We start from the raw sequence: 13043 nt of genomic DNA, 5'->3' as shown, positions 1-13043 counted from the left end.
CCAGCACAAGCCAAACCCCCCACATTCCCTCACACACGATCCCGGTCGTGACCCGATCCCGCCGCTCGGCACCCCGAGCCGCAAAACGGGCCCACGAAACACCTTGGCGCGGGGTGGAGCAGCCCGGTAGCTCGTCAGGCTCATAACCTGAAGGTCGCTGGTTCAAATCCAGCCCCCGCAACCAATACATACACGCACACAACAGACGAACACACCGACATTCCCGCACACAATACCAAGCCCGCAGACCCCAGCCGGTCGCGGGCTTCGTTGCGTTCAGGCCAACCGACAGGGCAGGCCGTGCCCAGAGACAAACGCGAGGGGCGCCCGATCGCCGAACGCCGATGAATCACCCTGCGCCGTGTCCCCTCCGGCAGGGGAGGGGGCCTCGGTCCGAGCCCCCTTTGGCCCGCCCCGTCGAAAGTGGCCCTCCCTGAAGTCTGGCTTTGAGCCATGTGGAGGATGCCATCATGGGACGGGAGAAGCATACGGCAGAAGAGATCGTCCCCAAGCTGCGTCAGGTTGATGTCTTGGTCTCGTAAGGACGGAAGGTGCCTGAAGCCAACGCAGCGCAAATCCGCCGTCGTGGTCGAGGACGAGGCCACTCTGACGATCGCTATCATCGCCCTGGCTCTCCAGTACGAGCGCTACGGCTACCGTCGGATCACGGCTTTGCTCCGGCGCGACGGCTGGACGGTGAATGTGAAGCGCGTCGAGCGCATCTGGCGACGTGAAGGGCTCAAGGTTCTCGCTCGTCAGCCGAAGCGGTCGGGTCTCTGGCTCAACGACGGCTCGTGTGTACGCCTGCGGCCGGAACGTCTCGACCGCGTCTGGTCGTACGACTTCGTCGAGCATCGCACGCAAGAGGGCCGCAAGTACCTGATGCTGAACGTGATCGATGAGTTCACCCGCGAGTGCGTGGCCGTCCGCGTATCCCGCAAGCTGAAGGCCCGCGACGTGATCGACGTACTCTCGGATTTGTTCAGCCTACGCGGAGTGCCCGGCCATATCCGCTCCGACAATGGTCCTGAGTTCATCGCCAAAGCCGTCTGCGACTGGATCACAGCGGTTGGCTCGAAGACCGCTTACATCGGGCCGGGCAGTCCCTGGGAGAACGGCTACTGCGAGAGCGTCAACGCGAGGCTGCGGGATGCACTTCTGAACGGCGAGGTGTTCTACATCCCCAGGAGGCCAGCGTCGTGATCGAGCGGTGGCGGACGCATTACAACAGCATCCGGCCACACTCGTCGTTGAGCTGCCAGCCGCCTGCGCCAGAGGTTCTTATATGGTCCGCAGAGCCAAGCGGATCAGCACCGTCCGCCCGCCCTGCCATCGTCAGGTGACCAACGACGCACTAATTTTGTTCCTATGCCACCGGATATAGGCAAAACGACAGAAGTCGGGAAAAGATGCTTGGCCAGCTATCAGCAAGAGACCTAAGTCATTGAGCCGGCTGGCGCTCCCAAGGGGAATCGAACCCCTGTTTTCGCCGTGAGAGGGCGACGTCCTAGACCGCTAGACGATGGGAGCTTCCTGGCCGACGGGGGTTCGTATAGCGAGGCATCCCGGACCCCGCAAGCGCTTTCCGGGGCGAAATGACGAGAATCCTCACGGTGTCCTCCACGGTGCTTTCCATGATCCCCGACGCGGATGAGGCGCGCAGCCTCGTTCTCGACGAGGGAACCGTCCCCGAGCGGCTCGACCGCGTCCTTGCCCGCGTCTTCGACGATCTCTCCCGTGCCCGGCTCCAGGGCTTGGTGCGCGAGGGGCTCGTGCGCTGCGACGGGGTCGTGGTGCGCGATCCCGCGCGCAAGGTCGGGGCCGGCAGCCGGATCGATCTCAGCGTTCCGGTGCCCCGTCCCGCCGAGCCCCTCGGCGAGGCTTTGCCGCTCGCCGTCGTCCATGAGGACGAGGATCTCATCGTCATCGACAAGCCGGCGGGGCTCGTCGTGCACCCGGCGGCGGGGCACGAGGACGGCACCCTCGTCAATCGGCTGATCGCGCATTGCGGGGCGAGCCTGTCCGGCATCGGCGGCGTGCGTCGGCCCGGTATCGTCCACCGTCTCGACAAGGATACGAGCGGCCTGCTCGTCGTTGCCAAGAACGATCTTGCCCATCAAGGCCTCTCGGCCCAATTCGCCGACCATGGCCGCAGCGGCGCCCTGGAGCGGGCCTATCTGGCGCTGGTCTGGAACGTGCCGGAGCCGCGGGCCGGCACGATCCGCGCGAACCTCGCGCGCTCGCGCCATAATCGCGAAAAGATCGCCGTGGTCCGCGAGGGCGAGGGGCGGGAGGCGATCACGCACTACCGAATCGAAAAAGTGCACGGCGACAGCGGCGTCACCGCCCTGCTGCGCTGCCACTTGGAAACCGGGCGCACCCATCAGATCCGGGTGCATCTCAGTCATCGCGGCCATCCGCTGCTGGGAGACGCGGTCTATGGCGGCGCCTTCAAGACCAAGGCGGCCCGGCTCGGCGAGCCCGCTCGCGCCGCCCTGGATGCCCTCGGGCGGCAGGCTCTGCACGCGGTCGAACTCGGATTTCTTCACCCGCGCTCCGGCGAGCGCCTGCGTTTCAAGAGCCCGCTGCCGGAGGATTTTTCGCGGCTGCTGGCCGCCCTCGGCTGAGACGATCCGCTGCGCGGCGCCGGGGCCCGGCCGGGTGACGGCGCCACGAACCACGCCGCGGCAACGGCGCGGACCCGGAAATCGCGTCGCCTTGCGTCCGGGTTCGCCGCCGTGAAACACCCGCGCCGTCGGGCCCGTGGAGGAGCGCAGATCGCGCTCGGGCGCCGTGCGCGGGTTGAGAGCGACATCGGGCGGAGGTGCTGTTGGGAAGCCGATACGGGTTGGAGATCCGCTCGGCACTGCCGGCCGATGCGGCGGGGCTTGCGGAGCTGTTGAGTGCCTCGGGCCATCCCGTGCCCTCGCACGTCCTGGCCGAACAGCTCGAGGTGCTTCGGTACGGCCACGGCACGGCGCTGCTCGCCCTCGAATGGGGGCCGCCAAGCGGGATCGTGGTGCTTCACTGGTATCCGGTGCTCAAGCACGCTTCGCCGATAGCGCAGATCACGATGCTGCTGGTCGCTCCGGACGGGCGCCGCCGCGGCGTCGGCCGCCAGTTGTTGAAGGCCGCCTCGCAAGCCGCGCGGATGGCGGGATGCAGCACGATCCAGCTTCTTGCCGCCGCGGAGGAGACCGGTTTGCCGGAGTTCTGCGGCGCCACCGGCTTCGTGCCGAGCGCGGGCTGTTTCGTGCGTCCCTTGCGCAAGAAGGGGTGACGGGCAGCTCAGGGGAAGCGCGCCGGGACGCGGCCTACAAGTGGAGGAAGGGCAGATCGAGCGGCCGCGGACCGGCGGGGCGGCGGCGCGACCGGAGCCTTGCCGTCCGCTGCGCCCAGTGTGTGTCGAAGCGGTCCGAGGCATACCCGACGACTCGTGTCAGGCTGTCGAGCCCGGCGATCAGTCCTTCGACGCCGGAGCGAAGGCCTTTGCCACAGGCCCGACCGATCGAGTGAAGAATGCGCATGACGACCTTTGTGAAGGGGGGATCGGTGCGGCGCCCGGGGCGCCGCATGCCCGGATAAGTAGAACTCCAGCCTGCCGTTGGGACGCGACCGAAGGCGGCATCGCGGAACCGGAACTTCCGAGGGTTTGAGGTGCCTGCCGAAACCCTGATCACCGATCGTCTTGCCTCCGAGCACGGCGGCGCAGCGGGTCTTTTGCGAGAGACACTTCATCGTAGCCGGTTCGGCCGGAATGCCGATCGATCACCGCAGCTTCCGGCGCGGCGGGGACGGCAGGCATTAGAACGAAGCGGCCTCGATCATCTCGATCTCTCTGCGCTTCTTGCCGAAAGATCATTCCAGAGGAACGTAAGGTAAGGTCTGTCGTGACGTCACGGGCTCGTCATCGCGTTGTGCGGTCGGGCGGCGAAGCTCTTCTCAACCATCTGTTACGTCTTTGCGCGTAAAGGCAGTGTGCTTCATCTCCGAAGCGTCCGACCCGGACTCGTCCTCATGCGCTCACGTCCGAGCACCGAGCCGCATCTCGATAGGCTGATCCGCCGCGATCAGCTCGAGGCGGTGCGCGCCAGCGTGCAGCAGGCGCTGCCCGTCAACGTGCTTCTCGGTCTGGCGGGATTCCTGGTGGCCCTGCATTCCGGGCACGGTGCCGTCGGCGGCCTCTGGTTCTCCACCTCCGCCGCCGTCAACGGGTTGCGCTTCGGGCTGTGCCGCGCGCCCTGTGCGGGGCTGGCGATGTCTCCCGGCCGGGCCCCGATCTCCGAAGAGGCCGCCTCCCGGGCGATCGACCGGCACCTGTGGCTGGCCTGCCTCGCCGCGCTCCTCTCCGGCTCCGTGTGGGCCTTCCTGCCGATCCTGTGCGACGGCTACACCTCGGCACAGACGCTCTTCTATCTCACCGTCACCTGCGGAATCACCGCCGGCGCGGTGACCCACGGCATCGCCTACGCGCGCATCCCGATCTGCTTCATCACGCCGCCGCTCCTGTCGGTCGCGGGGTGTCTGCTCGCCGTCGGCGGTTTCGACCGGACCTGCCTCGCGGCCACCGTGCTGCTGTACCTGGCCGCCCTGATCCGCAGCGCGATCGCGACCGAGCGGGGATTCCGGGAGACCAGCCGCCTGAAGAACGAGGCGACCGCGCTCGCCGAGGCGCGCAAGGCCGCCCATGCCAGCGCGAGCGCCCTGGCGGAGGAGATGCGCGCGCGCGCGACGCATGACGGCCTGACCGGCCTCCTAAACCGCGCCGGCTTCGTCCAGCGGGCGGAGGAGCGGCTGGCGGCGGGGGCATCGGTCTGCCTGATGCTGCTCGACCTCGACGGCTTCAAGTCGGTCAACGACGTCTACGGCCACTCCACCGGGGACCGCGTTCTCGCCGAGGTCGCCCGCCGGATCCGGGCCGCCCTGCCGGCGGAGTGCGACGCCGCCCGCCTCGGGGGCGACGAGTTCGCCCTCGTCTACGACACGGGCCGGGTGATCGAGAGCCCGGCCGCCCTCGCGGAGCGCCTCATCCGGACCGTGTCGGAACCGTTCGAGAGCTTCGACACCGGCCGGCTGGGCGTGAGCGTCGGCATCTGCCACCGTCCGGCGGACAGCCTGACGCATCTGCTGAGTTGCGCCGACGAGGCGCTCTATGCCGCCAAGCATTCCGGCCGCAATCACGTCCGCCTGTTCGACGACGGGCTCAGCACGCGCCTGGAGATGCGACGCGATTGCGAGCGGGATCTCTCGCAGGCCCTGGCCGAGGGCGAGCTGGACGTGTGGTTCCAGCCGATCTTCGGCGGGGACGGTCGCAGCGTAACCAACCTGGAAGCGCTGGTGCGCTGGCACCACCCGGTGCATGGCTGGGTGCCGCCCGCCGACCTGATCTCCGCCGCCGCCATGGCGGGCCTGACGGAATCGCTGCTGCGCTTCATCCTGGAGCAGGCCTGCACGATGCTGTGCACGCTGCGGGCTCGGGGACTTCACGACCTCTCGGTGGCGATGAACGTCTCGCCGCGGGAGATGGCGCAGATCGCGGTCGATGAGATCGTGCTTGAGCGCCTCCGGCTGCTGGGCCTGCCGGCAACAGCCCTGGAGATCGAGATCACCGAGGAGACGGCGCTCGATATCGAGGCGGTGCAGGGCAAGCTGCTGGCGCTGTCGCGGGCCGGCATCCGGATGGCGCTCGATGATTTCGGGACCGGTTATTCGTCGCTAGCCTCGGTGCGCCAGTTGCGGGCCGACCGGGTCAAGATCGACCGCAGCCTCGTGACCGGTCTGACCGAGGCTGAGGACAAGCGCGGCCTCGTCCAGGCGGTGCTTGGTCTCGGTCGGGCGCTCGGTCTCGAAGTCGTGGCCGAGGGGATCGAGACCGCCGACGACCTCGCCACGCTCCAGGCCATGGGCTGCCCCTTCATGCAGGGCTACCATCTCGGCCGTCCGCAGCCGCGAGACGACATCCTGCGCCTCCTCGATGAGCGCCTGCGCGCGACCGCTCAGGAGCCGGTCCGCCTCCGTGGGGCATGAGACCCCCTATCGAGACGCCCTATCGAGGCGGTACGCGCGGGGTGCGGTGGAGCATCGAGAGGGGCTGAGAAAGGTGCGTTTCGGCACTGCGACCCCTGTGCGCCCGTGACACGTTAAACCCGGACTCCGGTTCGCGCGTTGGACCCTGCGTGAACAGCGTTGGTCGCTACCGGGCATGACGGATTTCCATTAAGATGGGGAGCGGCGTGGTCGGCTCAAGGGAGCGGCCATACGCTTGGAGCCCGCCCGACAGGGGGGCTGTTGAAGGAGGTGCACATGGCCGGCGCTTTGCCCGTGCTCGCCAATGAGGGAGGCCTTTCGCGCTACCTCGATGAGATCCGCAAGTTCCCGATGCTGGAGCCGGCGGAAGAGTTTACCCTGGCCAAGAGTTGGCGTGACGGCGGCGATCGCGAAGCCGCCCACCGCCTCGTGACCTCGCACCTGCGTCTCGTGGCCAAGATCGCCATGGGCTATCGCGGCTACGGCCTGCCGATCAGCGAAGTGGTGTCCGAGGGCAATGTCGGCCTGATGCAGGCCGTCAAGCGCTTCGATCCGGACAAGGGCTTTCGGCTGGCCACCTACGCGATGTGGTGGATCAAGGCGGCGATCCAGGAATACATCCTGCGCTCATGGTCGCTCGTGAAGATGGGCACCACCGCCAACCAGAAGAAGCTGTTCTTCAACCTGCGCAAGGCCAAGGGCCGCATCTCGGCGCTCGACGAGGGCGACCTGCGCCCCGATCAGGTCCAGCAGATCGCGACCTCGCTCGGCGTGCCGACGCAGGACGTGATCGACATGAACCGCCGCCTGTCCGGCGACACCTCGCTCAACGCGCCCCTGCGCGAGGAGGGCGAGGGCGAGTGGCAGGATTGGCTGGTGGACAACAGTCCGAGCCAGGAGACCGTACTCGCCCGCGAGGAGGAGGGGCGCAACCGCCTCTCGGCCCTGCGCGACGCGCTCGGCGTGCTGAATCCGCGCGAGCGCCGCATCTTCGAGGCGCGGCGGCTGGCCGACGATCCGATCACCCTGGAGGATCTATCCGGCGAGTTCGGCGTCTCGCGCGAGCGTGTCCGTCAGATCGAGGTGCGGGCTTTCGAGAAGGTGCAGGAGGCGGTCAAGCGCAACCTCGCAACCCGCGAGCTGCCCCGGACCGAGGCGCGGATCTCGTAAGGCGGCGCGGCAGCGTCCACACTCCTGCTCCTATCCGAGAATGAGAAACCCGGCCCCTCTGGGGGCCGGGTTTTTCCATGTGAGCGACCGTCGGCGCTCCAACGCATCAACCCGAGAGGCGGGTGCAGCCTCTCGGGATCCTGCAAGGTCAGAACATCGAGCTTCAGTCGCGCCACTGCGCGAAGGCGCTCTGCAGCGCCTGGGTGCCGGCCGCGCCCTTTTCGAAGCTGATGACCGCCCGCTGGCCGTTCGCATAGGTCAGGGCCAGATCGAACCAGTTCTTGTGCAGCAACAGCTCAGTGTTGCGGTCCACATCGCTCTTCAGCGACGATAGGCCGATCAGGAACAGGTTCTCGCGCACCCGCACCGGCAGGCCCGAGACCGGTGAGCCGCGGGAGGCTTCCTCGTCCTTGAGCTGGAGCAAGCCAATATTCTGCACCGCGCGCTTGGCGCCGGCCTCCGCGTTGTTGGTGAAGGCGAGTTCGACGGTGTGAGACGCGGGCAGCGTCGCATCCGAATTCTTGCGCATGGTCATCGCCAGCGTCAGCCCCGCCTCCGGGAACTCTACGTTGACGCGAAGCACCGTCTGCAGGGGCTCGCCCTGTTCGCCGTTCACCGCTTCCAGCCGCCAGACCGTATGGCCGTTGGTCGCGATCGGCTGGGCGCGCGTGTCGCTCTGGTTCTCTTCGTAGAGAATCGCCCGCTGTGAGACGGTCACCTCCGGCTGGGCCGGGGTGGTACCGGGAGCGGCGGGCTTCGGCCGGGCTTCGGCCTCGCTGCGCTCGGCTCCGACCCGATCCGAGAACTTCGCATCCGGCTGCTCGGCCGGCGTCTCCCGCTCGGCCGCGCTCTGTTGGAGATCGGAGGGTTGGTCGCGCAGGAAGAAGGCCGCCACCGCGATCAGCGCGATCACCGCCGCGAGCACGCTGCCCACGAACAGGTTACGCAGCAGGCGTGAGCGGCCTGTGGGCGGCGTCACCACGTCGATGCGCGGGCGCTGGCGGCCGTTGCCCGCCTCGTTGGCACCGTTGGTCTCGGGCGACGGATCGGCACTCGCATCGGCCTCTGGCGCGACGGAGGCCAGTTCAGGCTCGGCAACCGGCGGGACAAAGCCGTCCGCTGTCTCCGGCGCAGGCTTGGCGGCCTCGTCGGTCCTCGCCCGGCGGGGCGGCGGCATGAAAGGCACCGTCTCCGCCGGCGGCTTCGGTTCGGCAGGTCCAATGTCCGATCCGATCCCGGCCGGCACCGAGGCCGGGGGCAGAACCAGCGGCTCGTCGGAATGCTGCGGCGGCTCCGGTTCCGGCAGCGTCGGCGGAAGGGGGCCGGGCGAGAGCGGCTCGGGCCGGGTCGGCTCGGCCGGCGGGGGAGGGGGGGCCTCCGGTGCGGCCGCTGCAGGCGCCTCGGCCGGTATCGGCGCCGCGGCGGGCGGCGTCTCGTACTCCGCCTCCAGGCGGCCGATTGCCGTATCGAGCGCTTTGCGTTCGAGGTCGATGTCGGCTTCCGGCACCGGCGGATCGAGCGAGCGGAGCTGCGCGATCAGCGCACTGCGTGCACGGTCGTAGACCGCCCGGCGCAGGGCCGGGGAACGGTCGGGCAGGGCGTCGAGCGCGCGTGCCAGCAACGGATAATAGTCGGCCATCGTGCCCGGATCTGCCTGTCTCTCCCCGTCGTTCCGGGACTTCAATCCTCGAAGGGGTTGTGCATGAGGATGGTGTCGTCGCGCTCCGGCGAGGTGGAGAGCAGCGCCACCGGCGCGCCGATCAGCTCCTCGATCCGGCGCACATACTTGATCGCCTGCGCCGGAAGGTCGGCCCAGGAGCGGGCGCCCGCGGTGGTGCCGCTCCAGCCGGGGATCGTCTCGTAGACCGGAACGGCGCGCTGCTGTGCCGCCTGGCTCGCGGGAAGATGATCGAAGCGCTGCCCGTCGATGTCGTAGGCGGTGCAGACCCGGATCTCGTCGAAGCCGTCGAGCACGTCGAGCTTGGTCAGCGCGATGCCGTCGATGCCTGAGGTCTTCACGGTCTGGCGCACGAGGCAGGCGTCGAACCAGCCGCAACGGCGCTTGCGGCCGGTGACGGTGCCGAATTCATGGCCGCGCTCGCCGATGCGCTGGCCGATTTCATCGTGCAGCTCGGTCGGGAACGGGCCCTCGCCGACGCGGGTGGTGTAAGCCTTGGCGATGCCGAGCACGTAGCCGATGGCGCGCGGGCCGAGGCCCGAACCGGTCGCCGCCTGTCCCGCCACCGTGTTGGAGGAGGTGACGAACGGGTAGGTGCCGTGATCGACGTCGAGCAGCGCGCCCTGTGCGCCCTCGAACAGGATCCGCTTGCCGCCCCGGCGCGCCTCGTCGAGCAAGCGCCAGACCGTGTCCTGATAGGGCAGCACCCGCGCGGCGATCCCCGTCAGCTCATCGAGGATCGCCTGCTCGGAAATTTCCTCGAGCGCGAAGCCGCGGCGCAGAGCGTTGTGATGGGCGAGCAGCCGCTCGATCTTCGGCGGCAGGGTCTCGGGCTCGGCCAGATCCATCAGGCGGATCGCCCGGCGGCCGACCTTGTCCTCGTAGGCCGGGCCGATGCCGCGCTTGGTCGTGCCGATCTTGGTGCCCGGCGCCCCGTCCTCGCGCAAGGCGTCGAGTTCGCGGTGGAGCGAGAGGATCAGGGTGGCGTTGTCGGCCACGCGAAGGTTTTCGCGGGTGACGGTGACGCCCTGGCCGGCGAGTCGGTCGATCTCGGAGGCGAGCGCGTAGGGGTCGAGCACCACGCCGTTGCCGATCACGCCGAGCGTATTCGGGCGGACCACGCCGGAGGGCAGCAGGGAGAGCTTGTAGACAGCCTCGCCGACCACGAGCGTGTGGCCGGCATTGTGACCGCCCTGGAAGCGGACGACGACGTCGGCCTGCTCCGAGAGCCAATCGACGATCTTGCCCTTGCCCTCGTCGCCCCACTGGGCGCCTACGACGACGACGTTCGCCATGCGCGTCTGACCTGTCTCGAACTCGCGGGCGCGGGCGCCAAGCGGTTGCGCCACGCGCGAAAACCCCGGCCATCAGGTCGGGGATCGGGCATACGGGCGCGTCTTCGGCGATCTGAGCAGGCAGGTCAAGCGAAGCGGGCCCGACCTCTGGGGACCGCTCCGCATGGCTGATGTGTGGTCGGGCGTTATCTGGCGTTGCCCGGCGGCTTGATCACGGGAGTCGAGTTCGGTGTCGGCTCGGGTGCGATCGTCTTGATCTCGGGATCGACACCGGCGGGCGGCTTGATCACGCCGTCGGATTTCTCGAGCTTCTCGCTCAGCGTGGCGCCGGAATTGCCGCTTTCGGGTCTGACCTTTTCCGGCACCTGCTCCTGCGGGGCGGGCAGCTTCGGGTCGCTGTCCTGCCCGCGCTGCGGTACCGACGGATCCTGGGCGAAGGCTGCGTTGCTCATCAGGCCGGCGAGCAGGGCGGCAGCGCGTACCGCATTCTTGGATAGTGTCATTGCGTCCTCGGTGGTCCTTCGAGAACCAACGGGTGCGCGCACCTTCGCGTTCCTGTCAGGCCAAGCCAGACTTAAGACTCGGACCGTTCGGCGAAGGCGAAGTACAACTCGCGCAGGCGCCGCGCCACCGGGCCGGGCCGCCCGTCGCCGAGCGGCGTGCCGTCGATCTCCACCACCGGCATCACGAAGGCCGAGGCCGAGGTGTAGAAGGCTTCCGCCGCCTCGGACAACTCGCCGACCTTGATAAGCCGCTCCTCGAAGCTGAGGCCGGTCTCCTCCGCCAGCGCCAGCACCGCCTTGCGGGTGATGCCGGGCAGCACCGCATGGGAGAGCGGGCGCGTCACCAGGGCGCCGCCCTTGGTGACGATGAAGACGGTGGATGACGAGCCCTCTGTCACGACGCCGTCCTCGACCATGAAGGCTTCGGCGACACCCGCCTCCGAGGCCTGCTGCTTGGCGAGAACCTGGGCCAGAAGCGCCACCGACTTGATGTCCCGCCGCTTCCAGCGCAGGTCCGGCACGGTGATCGCCTTTGCCCCGGTCTCGGCCATCGGGTTGTTCACGATGGATTTCTCCTGCGTGAACATCACCACGGTCGGGGCCACGTCCCCCTTGGGGTACGAGAAGTCGCGCTCGGCCACACCCCGCGTCACCTGGATATAGACGAGACCCTCGCGCACCCCGTTCTTGGCGACGAGGTCCGTCTCCAGCCGCTCCCATTCCTCGGCCGTATGAGGATTGCGGATGCCGATCTCGGCGAGCGAGCGGTCGAGCCGGGCGAGATGCCCGGCATTGTCCACGAGGCGGCCGTGCAGCACGGCGGCGACCTCGTAGATCCCGTCGGCGAACAGGAAGCCGCGGTCCATCACCGGCACGCGGGCTTCGTCCAGGGGCAGGAACTGGCCGTTGAGATAGGCGGTGCGGCTCATGGCAGTCCTCGATCGTTCGACGTCGGCGAGCGCGAAGCAGGTTCCGTGCAGGACCGATCAGGCTTCCCCGAACACGCGCGAAAAAATCGTATCGACGTGCTTGAGGTGGTAGCCGAGGTCGAAGCACTCTTCGATCTGTTCCGGCTTGAGCACGGCGGTCACCTCCGCGTCGGCCTTGAGCAGGGTGAGGAAATCGCCCTCTCCGCGCCAGACCGGCATCGCGTTGCGCTGGACCAGCCGATACGAATCCTCGCGCGAGAGGCCGCCCTGCGTCAGCGCCAGCAGCACCCGCTGCGAGTGGACGAGGCCACCGAGCCGGTCGAGGTTCTTCTGCATCTGCTCGGGGTAGATCAGCAGCTTGTCGATCACGCCGGTGAGCCGGGCGAGCGCGAAGTCGAGGGTGACGGTGGCATCCGGGCCGATCATCCGCTCGACCGAGGAATGCGAGATGTCCCGCTCGTGCCAGAGCGCGACGTTCTCCAGCGCCGGGGTGACGTAGCCGCGCACCATGCGCGCGAGCCCGGTGATGTTCTCGGTGAGCACCGGGTTGCGCTTGTGCGGCATGGCCGACGAACCCTTCTGCCCCTCGGAGAAGAACTCCTCCGCCTCCAGCACTTCCGTGCGCTGCAGGTGGCGCACTTCCGTCGCCAGACGCTCCATCGAGCTGGCGATCACGCCGAGCACGGCGAAGAACATCGCGTGGCGGTCGCGCGGGATCACCTGGGTCGAGACCGGCTCCGGTGCGAGGCCCATCTGTTCGGCGACGTATTCCTCCACCCGCGGGTCGATGTTGGCGAAGGTGCCGACCGCGCCCGAGATCGCGCAGGTCGCGACTTCTTTGCGCGCGGCGATGAGCCGGTCCTTGGCTCTGGCGAACTCGGCATAGGCCTGGGCGAGCTTGAGGCCGAAGGTGACGGGCTCGGCGTGGATGCCGTGCGAGCGGCCGATGGTCGGCGTCAGCTTGTGCTCGAAGGCACGCCGCTTCAGCGCAGCGAGCAGCGCATCGAGATCCTTGATGAGGATGTCGGCAGCCTTGGTGAGCTGCACGTTGAGGCAGGTGTCGAGCACGTCCGAAGAGGTCATGCCCTGGTGGACGAAGCGCGCCTCCGGCCCGACGATCTCGGCCAGATGCGTGAGGAAGGCGATGACGTCGTGCTTCGTCACCGCCTCGATCGCGTCGATGCGGGCGACGTCGAAGACCGCGTCGCGGCCCTTCTCCCACACCTTTTCGGCGGCCTCCTTCGGCACGACGCCGATATTGGCCAGGGCCGTGGTGGCGTGGGCCTCGATCTCGAACCAGATCCGGAACCGGCTCTCCGGCGACCAGATCGCGGTCATCTCGGGACGGGAGTAGCGGGGGATCATCGTTGTCAGCGCCTCGGACGTGTCGCGATTCCGCGAAATCGCTCCGCGCGTAGCACGGCGCGGCCCGGCGCCTCAA

General features: G+C 68.2%; 9 protein-coding genes, 2 tRNA genes and 1 pseudogene. 6 read left to right on the top strand and 6 right to left on the bottom strand.

Features of this window, described 5'->3' with window-relative positions:
* Positions 1–107 precede the first annotated feature (107 nt).
* Positions 108–184 (top strand) — tRNA-Met (locus MKK50_RS06655).
* A gap of 374 nt (positions 185–558) precedes the next feature.
* Positions 559–1343: pseudogene (locus MKK50_RS06650) on the top strand (IS3 family transposase); the annotation flags it as partial.
* 111 nt (positions 1344–1454) lie between these two features.
* Here the strand turns inward: MKK50_RS06650 and MKK50_RS06645 are convergent.
* Positions 1455–1530, bottom strand: a tRNA-Glu gene (locus MKK50_RS06645).
* A gap of 65 nt (positions 1531–1595) precedes the next feature.
* Between MKK50_RS06645 and MKK50_RS06640 the strand changes: the two genes are divergently transcribed.
* From MKK50_RS06640 to rpoH, 4 genes are all read left to right on the top strand, one after another.
* Entirely contained in the window at positions 1596–2627 is a 1032-nt protein-coding gene (locus MKK50_RS06640; RefSeq protein ID WP_499021239.1) for an RluA family pseudouridine synthase, read from the top strand.
* 203 nt (positions 2628–2830) lie between these two features.
* A complete protein-coding gene (locus MKK50_RS06635) occupies positions 2831–3280 on the top strand; it encodes a GNAT family N-acetyltransferase (RefSeq protein WP_499021238.1) in 450 nt (149 codons plus the stop codon).
* A 737-nt stretch (positions 3281–4017) separates the two neighbouring features.
* Positions 4018–6027, top strand: a complete 2010-nt coding sequence (locus tag MKK50_RS06630; protein WP_499021236.1) for a putative bifunctional diguanylate cyclase/phosphodiesterase — start codon at positions 4018–4020, stop codon at positions 6025–6027.
* A 276-nt stretch (positions 6028–6303) separates the two neighbouring features.
* Positions 6304–7197: an RNA polymerase sigma factor RpoH gene (gene rpoH, locus MKK50_RS06625; protein ID WP_253366986.1), complete on the top strand. Its 894-nt coding sequence runs from the start codon at positions 6304–6306 to the stop codon at positions 7195–7197.
* A 163-nt stretch (positions 7198–7360) separates the two neighbouring features.
* Here rpoH and MKK50_RS06620 read toward each other — a convergent pair whose 3' ends face one another.
* The 5 genes from MKK50_RS06620 to purB all read right to left on the bottom strand — a co-directional run bounded on the left by MKK50_RS06620 (position 7361) and on the right by purB (position 12967).
* Complete coding sequence (locus MKK50_RS06620; RefSeq protein WP_499021234.1) at positions 7361–8836, bottom strand: histidine kinase; 1476 nt, start codon at positions 8834–8836, stop codon at positions 7361–7363.
* Positions 8837–8877: 41 nt separating this feature from the next.
* Entirely contained in the window at positions 8878–10170 is a 1293-nt protein-coding gene (locus tag MKK50_RS06615) for an adenylosuccinate synthase (protein WP_499021250.1), read from the bottom strand.
* A gap of 185 nt (positions 10171–10355) precedes the next feature.
* Entirely contained in the window at positions 10356–10673 is a 318-nt protein-coding gene (locus tag MKK50_RS06610) for a hypothetical protein (RefSeq protein WP_499021247.1), read from the bottom strand.
* 71 nt (positions 10674–10744) lie between these two features.
* On the bottom strand, positions 10745–11602 hold the full coding sequence (locus tag MKK50_RS06605) for a D-amino-acid transaminase (protein ID WP_499021232.1): 858 nt from the start codon (positions 11600–11602) through the stop codon (positions 10745–10747).
* A gap of 57 nt (positions 11603–11659) precedes the next feature.
* Positions 11660–12967, bottom strand: a complete 1308-nt coding sequence (gene purB / locus MKK50_RS06600; protein WP_499021231.1) for an adenylosuccinate lyase — start codon at positions 12965–12967, stop codon at positions 11660–11662.
* Between the last annotated feature and the right edge of the window lie 76 nt (positions 12968–13043).

The sequence above is a fragment of the Methylobacterium sp. J-043 genome (genome assembly GCF_022829505.1).
In the GTDB taxonomy this organism is placed as follows: domain Bacteria; phylum Pseudomonadota; class Alphaproteobacteria; order Rhizobiales; family Beijerinckiaceae; genus Methylobacterium; species Methylobacterium extorquens_A.
This window is presented reverse-complemented; position numbering and strand designations above follow the sequence as displayed.